Source organism: Acinetobacter genomosp. 33YU (genome assembly GCF_001990725.1).
GTDB lineage: Bacteria > Pseudomonadota > Gammaproteobacteria > Pseudomonadales > Moraxellaceae > Acinetobacter > Acinetobacter seifertii.
The window spans coordinates 20,870-41,668 of sequence record NZ_LFZQ01000020.1 but is presented as its reverse complement, the minus strand read 5'-3'; the positions used below and the strand labels follow the sequence as shown (position 1 = coordinate 41,668).

At 38.8% G+C, this 20,799-nt stretch carries 20 protein-coding genes; 8 read left to right on the top strand and 12 right to left on the bottom strand.

Annotated features, from left to right (window positions below; genetic code table 11):
* Window positions 1–116: 116 nt before the first annotated feature.
* Window positions 117–1,121 carry a putative solute-binding protein gene (locus AC056_RS18640; protein ID WP_077164438.1) on the bottom strand — a complete coding sequence of 335 codons (1,005 nt, stop codon included), beginning with the start codon at window positions 1,119–1,121 and terminating at the stop codon, window positions 117–119.
* Between the two features lie 252 nt (window positions 1,122–1,373).
* On the opposite strand from AC056_RS18640, the gene AC056_RS18635 reads away from it, so the two are divergent.
* On the top strand, window positions 1,374–3,305 hold the full coding sequence (locus tag AC056_RS18635) for an ATP-binding cassette domain-containing protein (protein ID WP_077164437.1): 1,932 nt from the start codon (window positions 1,374–1,376) through the stop codon (window positions 3,303–3,305).
* 267 nt (window positions 3,306–3,572) lie between these two features.
* Window positions 3,573–4,130 (top strand): VTT domain-containing protein, encoded by a 558-nt coding sequence (locus AC056_RS18630; protein ID WP_002051888.1) that lies wholly within the window; start codon window positions 3,573–3,575, stop codon window positions 4,128–4,130.
* Between the two features lie 79 nt (window positions 4,131–4,209).
* Here AC056_RS18630 and cybC read toward each other — a convergent pair whose 3' ends face one another.
* From cybC to dnaA, 5 genes are all read right to left on the bottom strand, one after another.
* Entirely contained in the window at window positions 4,210–4,602 is a 393-nt protein-coding gene (cybC, locus tag AC056_RS18625; protein WP_004698167.1) for a cytochrome b562, read from the bottom strand.
* 37 nt (window positions 4,603–4,639) lie between these two features.
* Window positions 4,640–7,108 carry a DNA topoisomerase (ATP-hydrolyzing) subunit B gene (gene gyrB / locus AC056_RS18620; protein WP_004698165.1) on the bottom strand — a complete coding sequence of 823 codons (2,469 nt, stop codon included), beginning with the start codon at window positions 7,106–7,108 and terminating at the stop codon, window positions 4,640–4,642.
* Window positions 7,109–7,160: 52 nt separating this feature from the next.
* On the bottom strand, window positions 7,161–8,243 hold the full coding sequence (recF, locus tag AC056_RS18615) for a DNA replication/repair protein RecF (protein WP_077164436.1): 1,083 nt from the start codon (window positions 8,241–8,243) through the stop codon (window positions 7,161–7,163).
* 14 nt (window positions 8,244–8,257) lie between these two features.
* Window positions 8,258–9,406, bottom strand: a complete 1,149-nt coding sequence (gene dnaN / locus AC056_RS18610) for a DNA polymerase III subunit beta (RefSeq protein WP_004698161.1) — start codon at window positions 9,404–9,406, stop codon at window positions 8,258–8,260.
* Window positions 9,407–9,503: 97 nt separating this feature from the next.
* The gene (gene dnaA / locus AC056_RS18605) at window positions 9,504–10,901 is read right to left on the bottom strand and encodes a chromosomal replication initiator protein DnaA (RefSeq protein WP_077164435.1); all 1,398 of its coding nucleotides are present in this window, start codon (window positions 10,899–10,901) and stop codon (window positions 9,504–9,506) included.
* 670 nt (window positions 10,902–11,571) lie between these two features.
* On the opposite strand from dnaA, the gene rpmH reads away from it, so the two are divergent.
* The 5 genes from rpmH (at window position 11,572) to mnmE (ending at window position 15,672) form a co-directional block, all read left to right on the top strand.
* On the top strand, window positions 11,572–11,706 hold the full coding sequence (gene rpmH / locus AC056_RS18600) for a 50S ribosomal protein L34 (RefSeq protein WP_000831329.1): 135 nt from the start codon (window positions 11,572–11,574) through the stop codon (window positions 11,704–11,706).
* 29 nt (window positions 11,707–11,735) lie between these two features.
* The gene (gene rnpA / locus AC056_RS18595; RefSeq protein WP_004706196.1) at window positions 11,736–12,128 is read left to right on the top strand and encodes a ribonuclease P protein component; all 393 of its coding nucleotides are present in this window, start codon (window positions 11,736–11,738) and stop codon (window positions 12,126–12,128) included.
* Window positions 12,129–12,138: 10 nt separating this feature from the next.
* On the top strand, window positions 12,139–12,459 hold the full coding sequence (yidD, locus tag AC056_RS18590; protein ID WP_004706194.1) for a membrane protein insertion efficiency factor YidD: 321 nt from the start codon (window positions 12,139–12,141) through the stop codon (window positions 12,457–12,459).
* Between the two features lie 5 nt (window positions 12,460–12,464).
* Complete coding sequence (gene yidC / locus AC056_RS18585) at window positions 12,465–14,225, top strand: membrane protein insertase YidC (protein ID WP_004706192.1); 1,761 nt, start codon at window positions 12,465–12,467, stop codon at window positions 14,223–14,225.
* Between the two features lie 91 nt (window positions 14,226–14,316).
* The gene (gene mnmE, locus AC056_RS18580) at window positions 14,317–15,672 is read left to right on the top strand and encodes a tRNA uridine-5-carboxymethylaminomethyl(34) synthesis GTPase MnmE (RefSeq protein WP_004706190.1); all 1,356 of its coding nucleotides are present in this window, start codon (window positions 14,317–14,319) and stop codon (window positions 15,670–15,672) included.
* Between the two features lie 46 nt (window positions 15,673–15,718).
* On the opposite strand, the gene AC056_RS18575 is transcribed toward mnmE, so the two are convergent.
* Window positions 15,719–15,982 (bottom strand): metal/formaldehyde-sensitive transcriptional repressor, encoded by a 264-nt coding sequence (locus AC056_RS18575; RefSeq protein ID WP_004706188.1) that lies wholly within the window; start codon window positions 15,980–15,982, stop codon window positions 15,719–15,721.
* A 242-nt stretch (window positions 15,983–16,224) separates the two neighbouring features.
* Between AC056_RS18575 and AC056_RS18570 the strand changes: the two genes are divergently transcribed.
* Window positions 16,225–16,923 (top strand): DsbC family protein, encoded by a 699-nt coding sequence (locus AC056_RS18570; RefSeq protein ID WP_077164434.1) that lies wholly within the window; start codon window positions 16,225–16,227, stop codon window positions 16,921–16,923.
* A gap of 51 nt (window positions 16,924–16,974) precedes the next feature.
* Here AC056_RS18570 and AC056_RS18565 read toward each other — a convergent pair whose 3' ends face one another.
* The 5 genes from AC056_RS18565 to AC056_RS18550 all read right to left on the bottom strand — a co-directional run bounded on the left by AC056_RS18565 (window position 16,975) and on the right by AC056_RS18550 (window position 20,578).
* A complete protein-coding gene (locus AC056_RS18565) occupies window positions 16,975–17,226 on the bottom strand; it encodes a GlsB/YeaQ/YmgE family stress response membrane protein (protein WP_004706183.1) in 252 nt (83 codons plus the stop codon).
* Window positions 17,227–17,398: 172 nt separating this feature from the next.
* Window positions 17,399–17,926: a hypoxanthine phosphoribosyltransferase gene (gene hpt, locus AC056_RS18560; protein ID WP_000214980.1), complete on the bottom strand. Its 528-nt coding sequence runs from the start codon at window positions 17,924–17,926 to the stop codon at window positions 17,399–17,401.
* Window positions 17,927–18,028: 102 nt separating this feature from the next.
* Window positions 18,029–18,178: a solute carrier organic anion transporter gene (locus AC056_RS20025; protein ID WP_139344678.1), complete on the bottom strand. Its 150-nt coding sequence runs from the start codon at window positions 18,176–18,178 to the stop codon at window positions 18,029–18,031.
* Window positions 18,141–19,466: a guanine deaminase gene (guaD, locus tag AC056_RS18555; RefSeq protein WP_077164433.1), complete on the bottom strand. Its 1,326-nt coding sequence runs from the start codon at window positions 19,464–19,466 to the stop codon at window positions 18,141–18,143. Before guaD ends, AC056_RS20025 begins: the two co-directional genes overlap by 38 nt.
* Window positions 19,467–19,522: 56 nt before the next feature.
* Entirely contained in the window at window positions 19,523–20,578 is a 1,056-nt protein-coding gene (locus AC056_RS18550; RefSeq protein WP_039250118.1) for an aromatic ring-hydroxylating oxygenase subunit alpha, read from the bottom strand.
* Window positions 20,579–20,799 lie beyond the last annotated feature (221 nt).

The following is a 20,799-nucleotide window of genomic DNA, read 5'->3' as shown; positions in this document are numbered from 1 at the left end:
TTATTTATTAGAAGTAAAAATCTCTAATTTTCCGTAAGTTACTTTTTATATTCACAATTTTCATACCCATATTCAGCTTTGAAATATGTGTAGCGATTTTGTGATTAAAAAACAAACTACTCATCATTGAGCGTACATTCAAAATTAGTCCGTTCAATCGTACAACGTGCACGCTTCAGCACACTCATCATGGTCGCATCATAGACACCTTGCTTGCTTAATTTGAGCCGTCCTTCACGCAATATTTTTTGATATTTCAGCTTATCCTCAGCTGAAAAATTTAATTTAATTCTAGGCGGTACCCCTGCTTCCAACTGTTTTACCATATTAAAGTTTTGCGGTAACTGTTTAATAAACCATTCACGAGACTTGATTCCAAAGTTGGCTGGAAATCTATCATTTCTTGTTATTAAATCCCCTGTAACGTTAACAACAGGAAAAGTGAACATCGCTCCATTCGTTCCTACGCCTTTACCAATTTCTAAGGGTTTATAAGCATAAGCAGGTGCGGCAATTGCTTCGACTTGGCCACTATTAAACTTTTTCACAAAATCGGTAATTTCCGATGGAATAGGATGTGCACCGACACTTTCAACCATAATTTTTTGCGCTGCGTCATATTGTAAAATAGCAAATTTAGTACCGCGTACTTTTTCAATTGAGTTCAGGCTTTTATCTCTTACAAACAAATAAGCCAAACCAATCTGGACAATACCCACAACCTCGTAGTTTGTTCCATTTTGTGTAGTTACCATGCGATGTCTATTACGCTGATCTAAAACGTAACTAATCGCCTTTTGAGCAATTGCATTACTGGTCACACCACCAATCGCATCAATCGAACCTGCAAATTTATTATAATTTCTTGCTCGCATAGAGGTCATATAAGCTGCGTCACATTTTCCCTCTCGCAGTCTACGATCTACCAAAGCTTCATCTTGAAATGGAATTAAAGTAATGTCAGCTTGCCAACTTTTGGCTGCAAGCGCCCACTCTTCCATCATTTTGTAGGATTCACCTGATTTTCCCAATAAATCGAATACACATACATTTTGCCCAGCATGTGCTGTTCCCATAGCACAGCAAAATACTGTGCCAATTATCCCCAATCCTTTTTTCATTTGACTTTCCTTAGTCTAGTTTTATTAGGAGTTCATTTATCAACCAAGTTTTAAATTGTTTTTATTTTAGCCATATTTTTTTAAAAGTGGTCTATCTCGTTAAAAATTTAGATATTTTCAGACGAATAGCTTAAATAGAGATAGGTTAAGCCATGCAATCCCAGCATTTATAAACTAAAACTGCTAAAACTTTGTCTTCACGGTCAGTTCTCTTTAAAATACAGCATCCCTAACTCACCTCGATAAAACAAGATGATTCAATTTGACCAAGTTTCTTTACGCCGCGGTGGACGTGTTCTATTTCAAAAAGCGTCTATGCAATTACACCCAGGTTGGAAGATTGGTCTGACTGGGGTCAATGGAGCAGGTAAATCAACTTTATTTGCAGCGTTACTTGGAAGTTTAAGCGCAGATGAAGGTTCACTTACCCGTCCTACAGGCTGGACTGTTGCACATATGGCACAAGAAGTAAAAGCTTTGGATATGCCAGCAATTGATTTTGTTCTTTCAGGTGATGAAGAGTTTTGGGATATTCAAAATAAGCTTGCTCATCCAGATCAACTAAGTGACTTTGAGTTAGCTAAATTACATGGTCGTTTTGATGAGATTCATGGTTATTCAGCACCATCTAAAGCTGCGCAGCTCATGGCGGGCTTAGGTTTCCTAGAAAATCAATTGCGTTTAAACGTTGAGAGCTTCTCTGGTGGATGGCGTATGCGCTTAAACTTGGCACGTACCCTTATGAGCCGTTCCGATTTATTATTACTAGACGAACCAACCAACCACTTAGACTTAGATGCAATTTTGTGGTTAGAAGACTGGCTTAAAGCCTATGAAGGTACCCTCATCCTCATTTCGCATGACCGTGACTTTTTAGATGCGATTACAGATCATATTCTCCATATTGAGAATCAGGAACTTACGCTTTATACGGGTAACTATTCAACATTTGAAACAACTCGAAGTGAACGTTTAGCACAACAACAACAAGCTTTTGAGAAGCAGCAAGAAACACGTGCTCACCTACAAAAATTTATTGACCGTTTCAAAGCAAAAGCCACTAAAGCTCGTCAGGCACAAAGTCGTATTAAACAACTTGAGCGTATGCAACAACTCGCACCCGCTCATGTCGATACGCCGTTTACTTTTAGTTTCCGTGAACCAACAAAAATGAGTTCACCTTTGCTGACCTTAGACAATGCCAGCATAGGTTATGGCGATAAACAAATCGCTGAAAAAATTAGACTTCAAATTACACCAAACTCGCGTATTGGTTTACTCGGTATGAATGGCGCAGGTAAATCAACATTAATTAAGAGCTTGGTGGGTGATTTACCACTGTTAGCAGGTGAACGTAAAGCTTCCGAACTGCTTAATATTGGTTACTTTGCGCAGCACCAGATGGATGCTTTAGATGGTCACGCTAGCCCAATGTTACAGCTTGCCCGTATAGCAGATAAACAAATTAGTGAAGCTACCCTACGCTCTTTCTTAGGTAGTTTCGGCTTCAGTGGTGAACGCATGGATACACCATGTGAAAGCTTTTCTGGTGGAGAACGCGCTCGTTTGGCTCTGGCACTGATTGTATGGCAGCGTCCAAATGTTTTAATTCTCGATGAACCAACGAACCATTTAGATCTTGATATGCGACATGCGCTGAGCATGGCTTTACAAGATTTTGAAGGTGCTGTCGTACTGGTTTCCCATGAACGTCAACTTATTGCCAGTGTGTGTGATGAGCTTCTTTTAGTACACGGCGGTAAATGTACCGAGTTTGAAGGTGATTTGCAGGATTATGCTAAATGGCTACGTGAAGCCCGTCAGCAACAAATTAATGCTCAAACTGCCGTAGCACAAAATAACTCGTCCTCTACCACTTCTGTCCCAGCTAAAATCGATAAAGAAGCACAGCGTAAAGAAGCCGCGCGTCGTCGTGAACAAACTCGACCTATTCGTAAAAATATTGAAAAAGTTGAATCTCAAATTGAAAAGCTACAGCCACAGCTTGCTAAGATTGAAGAAGCTCTAGCGGATAGCTCATTATATGAAGCTGCACGTAAAGATGATTTGCTTAAGCTGATGAATGAACAAACTGAACTCAAAGCTAAACTTGAGCAATATGAAGAGCAACTTTTAGAACTCATGATGGAACTTGAGGAAATGGAAGCCTCTTTCGAGAACTAAGTTCTTGCCTGTACTGGTATTTTTTAAATAGCAGTACAGGCTTTTAGTTCAAATAAGAGCTTTATTTGCGCTACTATATAAAAATGTGAATGACTTCGAATAATATTTCATTCAGCTGTTAAATTTTTGAGATAGATTCAAATTTGATAACATATAAAACTTAAGCTACATCTTAAGGGTTGCCATACACAGATAATTTAACTAAATTCTGTAACTTCGTTTTTACCCTTGTTTAGTAGGTATTTAATTCGGGATCAGACAAACTGAATGAATTTTATTGATTTTATTACTAATTTTGAACATTTTTTACCTATTTTAATTCAGGAGTATGGCGCATGGGTCTATGCCATCCTCTTTTTGATTATTTTTTCTGAAACAGCTTTTGTATTTATGTTCTTTTTACCTGGGGACAGTTTACTTCTAACCGTTGGTGCTTTGTGTTCAGTGATTGAAATGATGCATCTAGGTTACATGATTACTTTGCTAACCGTAGCTGCAACGCTTGGCTATATTGTGAACTATTCTATCGGTCGTCATTTTGGTAATAGAATTTTTGAAGCAAAATCACGTTTTATTAAGAAAGAGTATTTAAATAAAACCAACCGTTATTTCTTACAACACGGCGGCAAAACTATTCTTCTGGCACGTTTTATTCCTTTTGCACGTTCTTTCGCACCATTAGCTGCGGGCTCTAGCAATATGAGTTATGGAAAATTTTTAATCTATAATGTCGCTGGAGCTATTTTGTGGATTTGTATTCTCTTAACAGCAGGATATTTATTTGGCCACGCGCTCATTCAGGTTACAGACTTAGTAGAAAATTAATCTTTTTAAATTTAGTACTTTAAATGAATAAAGGGAATGATTGAATCATTCCCTTTATTTTATTTAGATAAAAATGGAGTTATCTAAATTTCTTATGATTTTCATTACGGATATTAACTAAATTGATTGCTTCCGTTTTTGCTTGGTCTAATTGACCCTTATTTACCAAAACTGTAACACGATCAATCTCAGCAACTAACTGATCTAAACCTGCTTGATATTGCTTTACCTGTACATTTTCAGGCGGTAAACCCTCCAACTTATGAGGTAAAGATTTTTTTGAAGATAATGCTGCCTGACGCATAATCACAAGCTGCTGTTTTGCGTTATTGAGATCTTTCGCTTCAGCAAAGGCTTTTGTGCTCTTTGCTAAAGTTTTCATGTCGGCTTCCAAGTCAGCTGCAAATGCAGAATGACTCACTAAAGCCGCACATGAAATCAGCATACTTGCTAAAATTTTTTGACTCATCATCTTCTCTCCCTAGACTGATTTAGAATCTAGCTATCAATTAAGCATCAATATCTGCATTTAATGCATTTTCTTCAATGAAAGCACGACGTGGTTCAACGTCATCACCCATTAAACATGAGAACATACGATCTGCTTCGATTGCATCATCAATAGTCACCTGTAACATATTACGGTTTTCAGGGTCCATTGTAGTTTCCCAAAGCTGTTCAGCATTCATCTCGCCCAGACCTTTATAGCGCTGAATCATCATTCCACGACGTGAGTCTTGCAAAATGTGCTGCCATACTTGATGGAAGTTAGCCACTTGAATACGGCGATCACCTTTCTGTAAATATGCACCGTCTTCAATCAATTTGAACCAACTCTTCGAGTTCTTCAATAGACGAGCATATTCTGCTGAATTTAGTAAGCCAGCATCAAGTAAGTAAGCATGTGGTAAGTTATGAACATAAACTGTCACACGTGGCCAATAATGCGCAGTTTTCTCACCTTGAGCATTTTCACGCTCAAAGGTTTCCAGTGTAATTTCTGGGCGCAAACTTGGCTGTAGTCGTTGTATAGCTTCACGTACTTGATCAGCCCATTGTTGTACATAAGCTTGATCATGATTCTGGTCAGCTTTAAACGCTTCCATTTCAAGTAATGCATCAAGCAAGCTCGCTGGATAACGCAATGTTAAACGCTGTAGGCTCTTTTGTGAAACTTGATAGTCCTGAATTACTTTTGCTAATGCTTCGCCTGTAATCGCAGGCGCTTCAGCACTAATATGTAAAGCAAGCTCATCAATCGCATTTGAAATTAAGTATGTTTCTAATGCATCGTTATCTTTGATGTATTGCTCTTGCTTACCTTTTTTCAGCTTATACAAAGGTGGCTGTGCAATATAGATATGACCACGCTCAACCAACTCAGGCATTTGACGGAAGAAGAACGTTAATAACAATGTACGGATGTGAGAACCATCGACATCGGCATCGGTCATGATGATAATTTTATGATAACGAAGCTTGTCAGGGTTATATTCTTCACGGCCAATACCACAGCCAAGTGCTGTAATTAATGTACCTACTTCCTGACTCGAAATCATTTTGTCAAAGCGAGCACGTTCAACGTTCAAGATCTTACCTTTCAAAGGTAAAATAGCCTGCATTTTACGGTTACGACCTTGCTTGGCACTACCACCCGCAGAGTCACCCTCGACAAGATATAATTCAGAAAGTGCTGGGTCTTTTTCCTGACAGTCAGCTAATTTACCTGGTAAACCAGCGATATCTAACGCGCTCTTACGGCGTGTCATTTCACGTGCCTTACGCGCAGCATCACGTGCACGAGCAGCGTCAATAATCTTTCCAGCAATCGATTTTGCAGCTTGCGGGTTTTCTAATAAGTAAGCAGAGAACTCTTTGTTCATTGCTTGCTCAACCGCTGGTTTTACTTCACTTGATACCAATTTTTCTTTCGTTTGAGACGAGAACTTTGGATCAGGAACTTTAACCGAAATAATCGCCGTTAAACCTTCACGCGCATCATCACCAGTCACATTGACTTTTTCTTTCTTGAGAATGTTTTCATTTTCAAGATACTGGTTTAAGCCACGCGTTAAAGCTGCACGGAAACCTGCTAAGTGCGTACCACCATCTTTTTGTGGAATATTGTTTGTGAAACAACGAACGTTTTCTTGATAGCTTTCATTCCACTGCAATGCAACTTCTACACCAATACCACTTTCGGTATCTGCGGTGAAATGGAAGATCTCATTGAGATGAGTTTTACCTTCGTTAATGTATTTTACAAACTCAGATAAACCACCTTCGTAGTCATATACATGCTCAAGATTAATACGCTCATCACGTAAAACAATGCGCACGCCCGCATTTAAGAAAGAAAGCTCACGTAAACGACGCGCTAAAATTTCAACGTTAAAAATAGTTTGACTAAAAGTTAGTTCACTTGGCCAGAAACGTACAGTTGTACCACTACTATCCGTTTCGCCAATCACACGTAAAGGATATTGCGGATCGCCGTGTTGATATTCTTGCTCATGAACTTGGCCAGCACGATTAATAATTAAATGCAATTTACTTGAAAGTGCGTTAACTACTGATACACCTACCCCGTGTAAACCGCCTGAAACTTTATAGCTGTTGTCATCGAACTTACCACCTGCGTGCAAAATAGTAAGAATTACTTCGGCTGCAGATACACCTTCTTCAGGGTGAATATCAGTTGGAATACCACGGCCATTATCTGAAACACTCACAGATTCATCTTCGTGAATCGTAACAATGATTTCATCACAGTGGCCAGCTAAGGCTTCATCGATTGCGTTATCGACAACCTCGAATACCATATGGTGTAAACCGGTACCGTCGTCTGTATCCCCAATATACATGCCCGGACGTTTACGAACTGCATCTAATCCACGTAATACTTTAATACTAGAGGAATCATAAGCCTTTTCATTGGTTTGTTCTGTTTGAGAGGCTGATTGAGACTCTGAACTCATGGTTTCTCCCTAGCAAATATAGGTTTATTCAAAGATGGGTAACATCAAAAAATTATGGTGAAGCAAGACTAACTTGACCGGATTCAACATTGAATAATTGATATGAAATGGACAGATCATGTAAGTGTTTTTTTACCGAAGCATGATCTAAAGTTGTCATAAAAACCTGGCTACCAAGTTGGCTTAATCGTTCAATTAAACGTTGTTGTGCGGTTAAGTCTAATTCTGCTGTCAGATCATCTAATAATACCACAGTTTCCTTATTACTCGCATGCAACATTGCAATTTGTGACAGTTTTAGAGCAATTATCAAGAGTTTTTTCTGACCTCTTGATAAAACATCATCTGCATGTCCAAAGGGTGTTTTTAAGCGCAAATCAGCTCGATGTGGACCATACTCTGTATAACGTCTTTCAATGTCTTTTTGATGCTGATTTAACAAGTCTTGCATGAGTCCCTGCTCAGTATGAAAACCTGGGCTATATTCCAGTTCAATCTCTAAATCAGGCAGCAATTGACTTAAGTCATTTTGAAAATAAACATTCCATTGTTCTACGATGCTTAAACGCTGAGAGTGTAAAATTCCACCATAATCACTCAACATTTTGTTCCACGGCTCTAAATCAGCCAAAGAAAGATTGCGTCTTGTTTTGAGTAAGGTATTTCGCTGTTTTAATGCACGGGAGTAGTATTGCCATGCAAAATAAAATTCAGGTTCCACGTGGAACATCAGCCAATCTAGAAGCTGACGTCTTGGCTTAGCGCCATGATCAATAATATCTGTACTTTGGGGGTCAATATGCTGTAAAGGAAGTAATTTGGCGAGCTGACCTTGTGTTGCTACCGTATCGCCATTCACTTTCATCAACTGCTCACCAGAAGCAAGTTTCTGCATACCAATTTTTTCAGTCACTGATTGAGCAAATACAATCGCGTCGTCAGCTTCATATTGAATATAATTCTTTGGAATATGTGTACGAAATGAACGACCGGTTGCAAGCAAATGAATTGCTTCCAGAATTGAAGTTTTGCCTGAACCGTTGGCGCCATAAAAAACATTAAACGGTTGCAAACCATGGAGTGCAACCGTTTTTAAATTACGCACACGTTCTATGTTTAAACGCGTAAGATGCATAGAATTAAACCAAATTAAACACGCATCGGCATAACAACGTAAGTCTGATCAGGATGAGCTGGATCTTGTACCAATACTGATTGGTTCGCCTCAGTCATGCTCATGTTGACATCATCACCATCTAATACACCCAATACATCAAGTAAATATTGAGCATTAAATGACATTTCTAATGGTGAATTTTGATATTGGATTGCTAAATCTTCAATCGCTTCATCTTGTTCAGGGTTATTTGCACGCAGCTGCAAAGAATCTTGATTAAAGTTTAAGAAAACACCGCGTAATTTTTCATTACTTAAAATTGCGACACGCTGTAATGATTGCTTAAATACATCATGACCAATCAAAACATGTTTATCACCACCACGTGGAATAACACGGCGGTAGTCAGGGAATTTTCCATCAATCAATTTCGTCGTAAAACGAACAGTAATATCACCTTGTTCTTTATCACGACTTGGCGTATTAATCGTTACATTTAATAATTCACGGCCAATAAGCAAAGTAAGTTGCTCATCTTCAATACTCAGTAAACGTTGTAATTCACCAACAGCTTTACGCGGCACAATTGCTTGTACTAATTGAGATGAACTAGAAGAAGCCAAAATTTCACAAAGTGCAAGACGGTGGCCATCAGTTGTTACTGCACGTAATTGATTTTCATCAATTTCTAACAAAGTACCTGTTAAATAAAAACGTACATCTTGTACAGCCATCGCAAAAGCAGTTTTTTCAAATAAACGCTTTAATTCACGTTGAGTCACCTGTACTTGCGTACCTTGGCTATTCTCAGTATTGAGTAACGGATAATCTTCAGCTGGCAGAGTACCTAATACAAAACGGCTATTACCAGACTTTAAAATACATCGTTGATCTTCAGTAATTTGTAAATCAATTAATGCAGCTGCAGGCAAAGATTTACAAATGTCCATCAACTTACGCGCAGGAACAGTTGTTTCACCTGCTTCAAGGCACGCCCCTTCTGATAAAGCAGTACTCGCCACCAGTTCAACTTCTAAATCCGAACCTGTAATGGTGAGTGCTTGACCATTAGTCTGAATTTTGACGTTTGAAAGAATATTCAAGGTATGACGACGTTCTACCGCACCGACAACATGCGATAAAACATTGAGTAAACTTTCTTTAGCGATTTTCAAACGCACGATTCATTCCTCTAGCAACTTGGAGCAAACATTTCATTTTTTAGCTGTGTACTATGCTGCACTTATGGAGACTTTGCAACAACGTCTTATGATTTCATTAACTCTGAAGAAGACGTAATAAGTTCTTATAATCTTCGTCAAAGATAGGATCTTCTCCCCGCAAACTAACCACTTTTTCACACGCATGCATTACGGTGCTATGGTCTCGTCCACCAAAAGCCATTCCGATTTCCGGAAAACTATCACCCGTCAATTCACGAGCAAGACCCATCGCCAATTGACGTGGTCGTGCATAAATTCGTGTTCGTTTTGGACCCACTAATTCTTTTAACGGGATACGGAAATATTCACTCACCACGCGTTGTATATTTTCTACACTAATTGTACGTGCACGAATCGCCAATACATCTTTTAAAGACTCTCGTACGACATCAAGGTCGATCGGAGCACCTTTGAAACGTGAAATTGCAACCACTTTATTCAACGCACCTTCAAGTTCACGTACGTTCGCTACCACTTGTTGAGCAATAAATAATGCGCAGTTTCTAGGCAAATCAACGCCACTATTTTCAGCTTTTTTAAGTAAAATTTCGATTCGTGTTTCAATATCTGGCGGTTCAACACCGACTGATAGCCCCCAAGAAAAACGAGAAACTAATCGAGGATCAAGTTCTGTTAATTCTTTAGGATAGCGATCAGAAGTTAAAATAATTTGTTTAGATTCATCAAGTAAGGCGTTAAATGTATAAAAGAATTCAACAAGACTAGCTTCTTTACCAGCCAAAAGGTGAATATCATCAACTAATAATAAATCTAGAGAACGACAATTTTTCTTAAATTCTTCAACCTTTCCTTTTTGTAAGGAACTCACAAAATCCTGTACAAAACTTTCCGAAGTCATATACATGACTCTCGCATTCGGCTTAGCTTGGAGCAATGCATTACCAACTGCTTGCATTAAGTGAGTTTTACCAAGGCCCGTTGGGCCATATAAAAACAAAGGATTGTGTTGAGATGCACCTAATTGCGTTAAAACCTTCCTGCATGTTTCAGCAGCCATCTGGTTAGAACGGCCTTCAACAAATAAAGAAAATGTAAATTGTGGATTTAAAAGCTTCTTTTTTGATGTTTTAGGATTAACAACATTATTAGCAACAACTTCTACTTCCTTTTTAACCTTAACAGGATGAGCTACAGGAGCAGTCTGTAAAGCTGCTGTAGTAGTTGCAGGTTGCTCATTAGAAGACAAAATACTACCAGGACGGGAATCGACCAAGATTTCAACTTGACGCACTCGTCCTTCTGACAATTGTTCTGCCAATATAGAAATTAACTCTAAATGATTCTCTTGAATATAACGCGTCCAATAAGGATTAGGAGCATATAGACGTAGTATACCCTCCACTTCTTCAGCTACTAAAGGGCGAATCCACATCGCAAAGACGTTATCAGAGAGCTCTTGTCGCAAGCGAGTTAAGCAGTCTGTCCAAAGCATGTGTATCCCCTATGTCTGCGTTTTAAATTCAAATCATTTAAAGATTAACCCTTCCTGATAAGAAGGGGTCGCCATTCTACCCAAGTTATCCACATCTGTCATGACGATTTCAGTTGATTTTGTCTAAAAAGAAAACTCTTGTGAATAAATTTAAATTCAAAACCAATTGTGAATAACTTTTTGCACATCCTGTGGATAAATTAACACATAAACTTATCCACAATCTATAAAGTTAATAAAAACAGAGTTATCAACAACTCAAATATATGTTTTTTAGATTTAAAACTACGAAATCCACAGAAAAAGTCCACACTAATAAGAATAAATTTAAATTTTAAAATTTGAATTTATTTAATAGGGTTACATCAAATTGTGGATAACTAAAAAATATGAATTTAAATTCAAATATACCAAACTAGAACCACTTTGACATCTTGGTTTGTTGATAAGTATGTAAATAAGAAGTGTATATCTTAAAAGTCTCAATAAAAATAAACAATTACTTTGTGTATAACTTTTAAGTAAGAAAAAGTAGCTAAATATAAACAGAAGGTAGGAAAGTAAAAATTTGACTTAAATACAAAACTTTCTCGGTTTTTCATTGACAGCGTAAACATTGCACAATAAAATCGCGGACCTTTATAGAAAGATCATTTTTGGGAGTTTCAATATGAAACGTACTTTCCAACCATCTGAATTAAAGCGTAAGCGCGTTCATGGTTTCCGTGCTCGTATGGCAACTAAAGCTGGTCGTCAAGTTTTAGCTCGTCGTCGTGCAAAAGGTCGTCATAGCTTAACTGTTTAATTACTGTTAGCTGACCAGACTTGGGTGTGATGGCACTTTACAGTTTTAGCACAGATCGTCGTGTACGCTGTGCTGCAGATTATAAAAGTGTATTTGATGGTGCGCTTTTTAAAGTGCATCAGCCCCATTTTTTATTTCTTGCAAAATTCACCGAACAGCCTAATAGCCGTTTGGGTATTGTCGTTGCTAAGAAAAAAGTGCGCCGTGCGCATGAAAGAAATCGAATAAAGCGTCTTGCCCGTGAGAGCTTTCGTCTTAATCAGCCGAAATTTGGGTTAGACATAGATGTTGTTGTAATGCCTAAAGTTGGTATTGAAACGATTACGAATGCTGAGCTATATCAACAATTAGATTTTGCTTGGCAAAAATTACAACGCTTGGCAAAAAAACATTCTAAAGTTGTCCCAACCTCGCAGAACTAAGAGATGACCAATGGTTCGTATTTTGCGTTGGTTGATTCGTCTGTATCAAATTGCGATTAGTCCGCTTCTTGGACCCCGTTGTCGTTATATTCCAACTTGTTCCCAATATGCGATAGAAGCATTACAAACTCATGGTGCAATTAAAGGCGTTTGGTTATCTTCTAAACGTATTTGCCGTTGTCATCCATGGGGAGGCTCCGGATATGATCCGGTACCGCCAAAAGCAATTCGTTTTATTTCGTTTCATCAAATAGATTCTCAAACGCATCATGTTGCTGTACCCTTTCGTGATCGTTTAATGAAGCAAAATCTCTCTAACCATTTGGGGTAATAGATATGCAACAATGGGCCAGGTTTGCAATTCTCGGGGCCATGTTTGTCACCGCATATTTGCTCATTTTGGCTTGGCAAAAAGATTATGGAAATGCTGCAACTGCACCGCAACAACAAGCGGCGGCTGTAAGTTCGCATGAAGTATCTGCTGATTTGCCAAATGCCAAAACTGCAACAGTGGCTTCCGATGTGCCACAAGCAAATATTGCGCAGTCACAAACCACAGATGCAACTGCACCTGTGAATCAACAGCTTATTTCAGTACAAACTGACCTTTACCATATTTGGATTAATCCAAAAGGTGGTGATATTGTTCGTATTGAATTACTCTCTCACGACAAAAGCAAAGACAGTAATCAACCTTTTGTTATGCTTGAAAATGATGCCAAGCGTACATATGTTGCTCAATCTGGCTTAATTGGTTTGAATGGACCAGACAGTAGTCGTGGTGGTCGTCCGTTATATGCGGTTGAAAAAACATCATATACTTTGGCTGATGCTAAAGGTGTACAAGATCAAAAGGGTCAGGCTGAAAAAGTTTTAAACGTTCCTATGGTATTTAAAACACCAGAAGGCGTTGAAATTATTAAAACTTTCACCTTTACTCAAGGTCAGTATCCAATTGTTGTAAGCCATCAAGTCATTAACCGTAGCCAACAAAATTGGCAAGGTCAGATGTTTGGACAATTAAAGCGCGATAACTCTGAGGATCCTGGTAAGTCTTCTCAAGGTATTTTCACACTAGGAACTTTCTTAGGTGGAGCATGGGGTACGCCTGATTCACACTATAACAAGCTTAAATTTGCTAATTTCTCAGAAGAAAAAGTAAATACTGAAGCTAAAGGTGGATGGGTTGCGATTGTTCAGCATTATTTCGTTAGTGCTTGGATTCCTGGAAATCTTAAACTGACCCAAGCAAATGGTCAGCCTTATGTTGCGAAGCTTGAATCTCGTCAGTCTGCGGATCATATGAATATTATTGGCTTTACGTCGCCAGTAATTAATGTTCCAGCTGGCACTTCAATGGAAGTAGATGCGAAGCTTTATTCAGGTCCAAAAGTACAATCTGAATTAAAAGATTTGGCTGTAGGTTTAAACCAGACTGTTGACTATGGTTGGTTATGGCCAATTGCCAAGTTGTTGTTCTTAGGTCTTCAATTCTTCCATAGTATTGTTGGTAACTGGGGGTGGTCGATCATCTTGCTTACCATTATGGTGAAGATGATTTTGTGGCCTTTATCTTCAAAAAGTTATCGTTCTATGGCGAAAATGCGTGTGATTGCACCAGAAATGCAACGCATGAAAGAAGAGTTCGGTGAAGACCGTATGCGCTTCTCGCAAGAAATGATGGCACTTTATAAACGTGAACAAGTTAACCCACTGTCAGGTTGCTTACCATTATTGCTACAAATGCCAATTTTCCTTGCTTTGTACTGGGTACTCATGGAAAGTGTGGAATTGCGTCATGCGCCATGGTTAGGCTGGATTCAAGACTTGTCAGCAATGGATCCTTGGTTCATCTTGCCATTAATTATGGGTGCGACAATGTTTGCTCAGCAAATGTTGAACCCGCAACCTGCTGATCCAATGCAAGCGAAAGTATTCCGCATTATGCCGATTATGTTCACGGTATTTATGTTGTTCTTCCCTGCAGGTCTGGTGTTGTACTGGATTGTGAACAACAGTATTACTATTTTACAGCAGTCGTTTATTAACAAGAGTGTTGCGAAAAGTCGTCTAAACAAGACTGAATCAGCATCTTAAACGTTGAACTTTTGCTGAATCAATCCGCTTAAGATGGTAATCTTAAGCGGATTTTTCTTTGGCTGTATTTTTGGTTTTTTAGGTGAGTAATATGCAAAGTCAAACCACAATTGCCGCAATTGCAACGCCACCAGGGCGTGGTGGAGTGGGCGTGATTCGCTTATCTGGACCTAAGGCCTATGAAATTGCTCAAAAGCTGACGCAAAAAAACTTGCCTGAAGCACGCATGGCTGGTTTCCGTAAGTTTTATGATGTAGATGGAAGCATCATGGATGAAGGGATAGTGTTGTGCTTTCCAAATCCGCACTCCTTTACTGGTGAAGATGTTGTCGAGTTACAAGGTCACGGCGGTCCAGTTATTCAAAATGCCTTGCTTGGTCGCTTATTTGAGCTTGGTGCAATTGCTGCAAAAGCTGGTGAATTCTCCATGCGAGCTTTTGAAAATGGCAAAATGGACTTGGTACAAGCTGAAGCGATTGCGGATTTGATTGATGCGACTTCGCAAGCTGCGGCTCGTTCGGCAGTCCGTTCTTTACAAGGTGCCTTTTCAACAAAAATTAATACAGTTTTAGAAAAACTGATCCATTTACGACTGCATGTAGAAGCTGCAATTGATTTTCCTGAAGAGGAGATTGATTTCCTAGCAGATGGCAAAATTTTAGCTTTACTCGAAGATGTTCAGCAGTCAGTACATGCAGTTCAAACATCTGCACGACAAGGACAACTTTTGCGTGAAGGTTTGCAAGTTGTGATTGCGGGTAAACCGAATGCGGGTAAATCGAGCTTGTTAAATGCACTTGCTGGTGTAGAGCGGGCTATTGTGACTGATATTGCTGGTACTACTCGCGATGTTTTGCATGAAAAAATTAGCTTAAATGGCTTACCAATCACTTTAACAGACACTGCTGGGCTTCGTGAAACGGGTGATGTGGTCGAAAAAGAAGGGATTCGTAGAGCAATCAAGGAAATTGAACAAGCCGATTTATTGTTGTTAGTTTACGACTTGAATCAAGGTGATGACCCATTACAACTCGCTCAAGAATATTTTGCTGAGCATATTGAACCGCGACGTTTAATGCTAATTGGTAATAAATGCGATTTAACCGGTCAATTAGCCGAAATCACTGATTTTCAGGGGTTCCGTCATATTACAGTTTCTGCAAAACAAGAGATGGGTGTACAAGGCCTCGTAGATGCGATTACAGCGCATGCAGGTTTTCACCCTGAGGAAGATACGTTTATTGCAAGAACACGCCATTTAGACGCAATGAAGCGCACACAACTCTATCTTTCAGAAGCACGTGAGCAACTTGTTGTATTTAACGCTGGTGAGCTTGTTGCCGAGTCATTACGCCTTGCTCAAAATGCTTTAGGTGAAATTACAGGCGACTTTAGCGCTGACGACCTATTAGGCAAAATCTTTGGTTCTTTCTGTATTGGAAAATAATAAAAAAACTGGATGATGTAGAGTGCTATGTCATCCAGTAATTTCCTTAGCCGTATCTCTTTAAAACTTTTAAAAATTCCTCTAACTCATTTTGATCAACTTCTGCACCTTGAAGTACATGGTGGTGTAAGTGTTGTTCCATCAATTCACTCATTAAACCGTTTATTGCACCTTTGATCGCTGCAACTTGCTGCAAAATATCGATGCATGAGGATTCTGGTTGTTCTATCGCATTTTCGATGCTGTTGATTTGCCCTTTTAGTCGTTTTACACGATTAAGAATTTTTTTATCCTGACCAATGTGACTCATCTGTTTTCTCTTAATAATTCAATATACTGGTAGGGAGTATATTGGGTTTAAATGTTATGCACGGCTATAGTGTATCACGTCATGATCAAATTCAGATTGAGAAAGCTTTTAAAAGCTGTTTATGTTCCACGTGAAACATTGAATTAACTAAGTGGGAGTTTGGTTATAACTCGGTAATCAGTTCTGTTTTCAAAAGATGAACTGATTAAAATGACATTCTTTCCTCTCTATGAGTCGGTTTTATGCTTAAAAAATTAGGAATATTGGCATTATTTAGCTTAACTACAAGTTTGAGTTTCGCTAATGTGGATACTGTTAGGGAAAATATTAAAAAACAATATCCTAATTTGAAAATTAGCAATATTCAGAAAACCGAAATGCCCGGACTATATAGCGCTAATCTAGATCAACAAATCATTTACCTTGGTGAAGATGGTCAGCATATGTTGGTAGGTTCTATGATTCGCTTAAAAGATCAGAAGAATTTAACCAAAGACTTAGTTTTAGGGCAAAACTCAGTTGATTGGAAACAATTGCCTTTAAAAGATTCCATTAAAACAGTTAAAGGTAATGGCCAGCATGTTTTAGCGGTATTTTCTGACCCAAATTGTCCTTACTGTAAAAAGCTCGAACCTGAGCTAGATAAGCTTAAAGACGTAACAATTTACACGTTTATCTATCCTTTAAAACCTCAGTCTATTGTCGTTTCCAGACAAGTTTGGTGTGCACCAAACCAATCATACTCTTGGAAAAAGCTAATTGAACAAGGTGTTAAACCAACGGTTGCGAGCTGCATAAACCCAATTGACCGAAACTTGGAGCTTGGAAGAAAATTAGGTTTTAATGCTACTCCTACTCTGATTTTTGCAAACGGTTTTAAATTAGTAGGTGCAAGGTCTGCTGAAGAAATTCAGGAAGTCTGGAAAGAGCTAGGTCTATAAAGATATTAAAAAAAGCACCATAGGGTGCTTTTTTTATGAATGAACTAAAGTTTAGCTTTTTCGTGCAATCAAATTGTAAATAAACAAAATAATGACGGCACCAATTACCGAAGCGATAAAGCCCGCAGCTGAATTTTCTCCGTAAAAGCCAAGTAAGCGACCACCATAAGTGGCTAGAAGTGAACCTGCAATACCAATTAAAGTGGTAACGATAAAGCCTGCCTTGTCATCACCTGGATGCAAAGCACGAGCGATTAAGCCAGCGAAGAAACCAACCACAATAGCAACAATAAGTGACCACATATTTGTTCTCCAGTTGTTTTTTTGATGAAGTTAATGATTTTGCTTCATATTCTATCGTGCGACAGAGCTGTCTATTTTGTCTGTAGCAGATTGCGACTTTTTGTGTCTTTTTTGTTCAAAGATAAAACCTTATATAAAAAAATAGCACCTTATGGTGCTATTTTTATGAAATTTATAGGCCAATTTCACCAATAAAAGGCAGATGACGATATTTTTGATCGTAATCTAGGCCATAGCCCACAATAAACTTATCTTCAACTTCAAAACCTAAAAATTTAACTTCGAGATCAATTTCACGGCGAGACGGTTTGCTTACTAATGTGCACAATTGAATCGAATTTGGCTCGCGAGTTTGCAACATTTCCACAACTTTGCTTAAGGTGTTGCCTGAGTCGATGATGTCTTCAACCACTAGTACATCTTTACCGCGAATTTCACCGTCAAGATCTTTTAAGATTTTAACATCTCGGCTTGAAGTGGTACCACCGCCGTAGCTAGACACTGTCATAAAGTCGAGTTCGTGTGGTTTGGTAATGGTACGGCATAAGTCTGCCATAAAAATAACAGAACCACGAAGTAGACCAATCAGAACCAATTCTTTATCACTATTTGCATAGTGAGAATTGATTTGCTCGCCGAGCTCTTTGACTTTTGCTTGAATTTCTTCGGTTGAAATCATGATGCTCATTGCAACAGTCATGGCAGATTCCTACAAGATATAAAAGAAAAAATAAAAAAGGTGTTGACCTGCAACACCTCGAAAAACTGAGTTAATGGTAAAATTTTAAAGCAAAATGACGTTTCATGCACCCTTTGAAGGAGCTGAAATTTTATGATTTTGCTGAATATGTCGATCACGCTTTAACGCAACAGCACATATTCCAAATAATAACAAAAACTTAATAATGCCTTTTTTACTGGGCTGTTTCTTTTTGATAAGCACGTTTTCCATAAACATAAGTCGCCTCAATATTACGGTCATCACCTAAAGTGAATAATGCAAACAATGAATCTTCAACAGATTTGGATTTAGACTGACGAAGTTGCTGTAATGCTGTTGGCTTTAAGTTTAGTACCACAAAGTCTGCTTCTTTACCGACGTTGAAGTTGCCTAACTGGTCTTGTAAATCAAGCGCTTTTGCTCCGCCTAAGGTTGCATGATAAAGCGCTTCATAAGCTGAAAGTTTATCACCTTGTAACTGCTGAACCTTATAAGCCTCGTTAACAGTTTGCAGCAAGCTAAATGATGTACCAGCACCGATATCTGTCCCTAAACCTACTTTCACTTGTTTTTCCCATGTCTTTTTCAATGGGAATAAACCACTGCCTAAGAACAGGTTTGAGGTTGGACAAAATGCGATAGCTGACTGCGTATCATGCATACATTGCCATTCTTGATCTTCTAAGTGAACGCAATGCGCAAATACAGAACGTTTACCAGTTAGGCCATAATGTTGATAAACATCTAAATAGCCCGCTTGTTCTGGAAATAAAGATTTCACCCAAGCAATTTCATCTTTGTTTTCACTTAAATGAGTATGTACATAAACATCCGGAAACTCTTGTTTTAACTGCCCTGCTCTTTCTAACTGTTCAGGTGTAGATGTTGGTGCAAAACGTGGCGTAATTGCATATAGAGCACGGCCTTTACCATGCCATTTTTCAATGAGTGCTTTAGTGTCGCTGTAAGCCGTTTCTGGGGTATCACAAAGCGCTTCAGGGGCATTACGGTCCATGAGTATCTTACCGGCGATTAAACGCATCTGAACGTGTTCTGCGGCTTCAAATAAGGCATCCACAGACTCAGGATGAACTGTACAGAAAACGAGGGCTGTGGTTGTACCGTGTTTTAATAGCTCTTGAACAAAGAACTGGGCAATTTCACTTGCGTATGCTTTGTCTTGAAACTGGATTTCGGTTGGAAATGTATAGGTATTAAGCCAGCTTAAAAGTTGCTCGCCGTAAGCTCCCACCATTTCAGTTTGCGGAAAATGAATATGGGTATCAATAAAGCCGGGTACAATCAATTGTTCTGGGTAATGTTGAACCTCAACTCCAGCAGGAAGATGCTGTTGAGCGTCTTCCCATGCACCAAACCATTTGATTTTTCCATGTTCACTAATCAATACACCATCTTCTAGATAACACACTTGATTTGGAATATCAGTTGGCTCAGAGACAGTTTGTTGAATATCTAAAAAACGACCACGCACAACGGTGGTATTTGCGATCAATGACATGGAAAGCCTTTATATTTTCACTTTTTTCGATTGATTGTACCCCACTTAGCCAAGATTTAAACGGTATAACGTTTACTTAGGCCCCATTCTGCTAAAATCCGTCGATAAGTCGTTGATGAACGGTCTGCTTCAAAATGTGCCTCCATCATTAAATCAAGCGGAAGGTCTTCTGGCTTTTGTGATTCGACCATGTCTTGGTCTTCTGCAAAAATTTGCGCATTAAATGCATATACCTTTTCTAAATCCCCTGTTTGGTCAAAGTTACGTGTAAGTGGAACAAATAAACGAGTTTTATTGCTTGAGATAGGACAGCAGGCATTTAAGATTTTTAAGACCCCACCTTCTGGGAAATCGACCGTAAGCACAGCTGAAAAAGGCGGATAGACATCAAAGGTACGCTTCCATAAAAAACCTTCTGGTTCGAGATGTTTTAGCTCATGCGGATAATTACTGACATTGCTGATATAGACCGTTTTTAAGCCATATTCGGTACGTTCAGTATGGTATTTAGGGACAATGGGATTATCGCGACTGGCAAAGGCATTGTGATGTACCCAAGCAAAATGTGCGACATCGATAAATCCTTCGAGTTGACGTCCGCTAGAGCCACCAATATCGACAAATGGCGGTAAAATTGATTGATGCTCTGCATGGTCCCAAGTATCTAATACAGGAATATTGGCTTTAGCAACATCACGACCATGAATACTGGTCCAAATCAGGCCATAACGTTCAACAACCGGAAATTTGGTCAGAGAAAAACGATCCGAAATTTTAGTTAACTCGGGTTGAGCTGGTATTTGGGTACATTTCCCTTCAGTGTTATAGCGTAGACCATGATAAGGACACACAATTTCTTCACCGTCGACCCAACCTTTGGTTAAAGGAACGCCACGATGTGGGCAAATGTCTCGCACCAGATGAATTTCACCACTTTCTGTCTTATATAAAGCCATGTTGACGTCTAGTAATGTAACTCGTTGAGGTGCTGTGGAGACATCGTGAATACGCGCAACTGGATACCAGTGAGTAGATAAAATTTCCCAATCTTTTGCTTCAAAGCTGCTGTTACACGGCATTGCAAGTGGCGTTAAAGTTGGAATCGCATTCATGGCATCTCTCCTTTAAAAAATCAGGGCTCTTTCGAGCCCCTAAAATCTAGGCTTTTTTCTTTTTAGGAGATGCAAAGAGTTTGCCAATATTGATTTTTAATAAAGAAATTAAGAGTAAAATTATTAAAATACATAATTTTATGGAATTTTATTTTTGAATTTTTGTTCTAAATTAGATTTGAAAATGAAAGTTCATTATGCGTTTTATACTTAAAGTGCAC

Excerpts from the sequence above, each read along its gene's own strand:
- AC056_RS18640 (WP_077164438.1), bottom strand. The coding sequence starts at position 1,121 with ATGAAAAAAGGATTGGGGATAATTGGCACAGTATTTTGCTGTGCTATG.
- AC056_RS18635 (WP_077164437.1), top strand. The coding sequence starts at position 1,374 with ATGATTCAATTTGACCAAGTTTCTTTACGCCGCGGTGGACGTGTTCTA.
- AC056_RS18630 (WP_002051888.1), top strand. The coding sequence starts at position 3,573 with ATGAATTTTATTGATTTTATTACTAATTTTGAACATTTTTTACCTATT.
- cybC (WP_004698167.1), bottom strand. The coding sequence starts at position 4,602 with ATGATGAGTCAAAAAATTTTAGCAAGTATGCTGATTTCATGTGCGGCT.
- gyrB (WP_004698165.1), bottom strand. The coding sequence starts at position 7,108 with ATGAGTTCAGAGTCTCAATCAGCCTCTCAAACAGAACAAACCAATGAA.
- recF (WP_077164436.1), bottom strand. The coding sequence starts at position 8,243 with ATGCATCTTACGCGTTTAAACATAGAACGTGTGCGTAATTTAAAAACG.
- dnaA (WP_077164435.1), bottom strand. The coding sequence starts at position 10,901 with ATGCTTTGGACAGACTGCTTAACTCGCTTGCGACAAGAGCTCTCTGAT.
- rpmH (WP_000831329.1), top strand. The coding sequence starts at position 11,572 with ATGAAACGTACTTTCCAACCATCTGAATTAAAGCGTAAGCGCGTTCAT.
- rnpA (WP_004706196.1), top strand. The coding sequence starts at position 11,736 with ATGGCACTTTACAGTTTTAGCACAGATCGTCGTGTACGCTGTGCTGCA.
- yidD (WP_004706194.1), top strand. The coding sequence starts at position 12,139 with ATGGTTCGTATTTTGCGTTGGTTGATTCGTCTGTATCAAATTGCGATT.
- yidC (WP_004706192.1), top strand. The coding sequence starts at position 12,465 with ATGCAACAATGGGCCAGGTTTGCAATTCTCGGGGCCATGTTTGTCACC.
- mnmE (WP_004706190.1), top strand. The coding sequence starts at position 14,317 with ATGCAAAGTCAAACCACAATTGCCGCAATTGCAACGCCACCAGGGCGT.
- AC056_RS18575 (WP_004706188.1), bottom strand. The coding sequence starts at position 15,982 with ATGAGTCACATTGGTCAGGATAAAAAAATTCTTAATCGTGTAAAACGA.
- AC056_RS18570 (WP_077164434.1), top strand. The coding sequence starts at position 16,225 with ATGCTTAAAAAATTAGGAATATTGGCATTATTTAGCTTAACTACAAGT.
- AC056_RS18565 (WP_004706183.1), bottom strand. The coding sequence starts at position 17,226 with ATGTGGTCACTTATTGTTGCTATTGTGGTTGGTTTCTTCGCTGGCTTA.
- hpt (WP_000214980.1), bottom strand. The coding sequence starts at position 17,926 with ATGACTGTTGCAATGAGCATCATGATTTCAACCGAAGAAATTCAAGCA.
- AC056_RS20025 (WP_139344678.1), bottom strand. The coding sequence starts at position 18,178 with ATGGAAAACGTGCTTATCAAAAAGAAACAGCCCAGTAAAAAAGGCATT.
- guaD (WP_077164433.1), bottom strand. The coding sequence starts at position 19,466 with ATGTCATTGATCGCAAATACCACCGTTGTGCGTGGTCGTTTTTTAGAT.
- AC056_RS18550 (WP_039250118.1), bottom strand. The coding sequence starts at position 20,578 with ATGAATGCGATTCCAACTTTAACGCCACTTGCAATGCCGTGTAACAGC.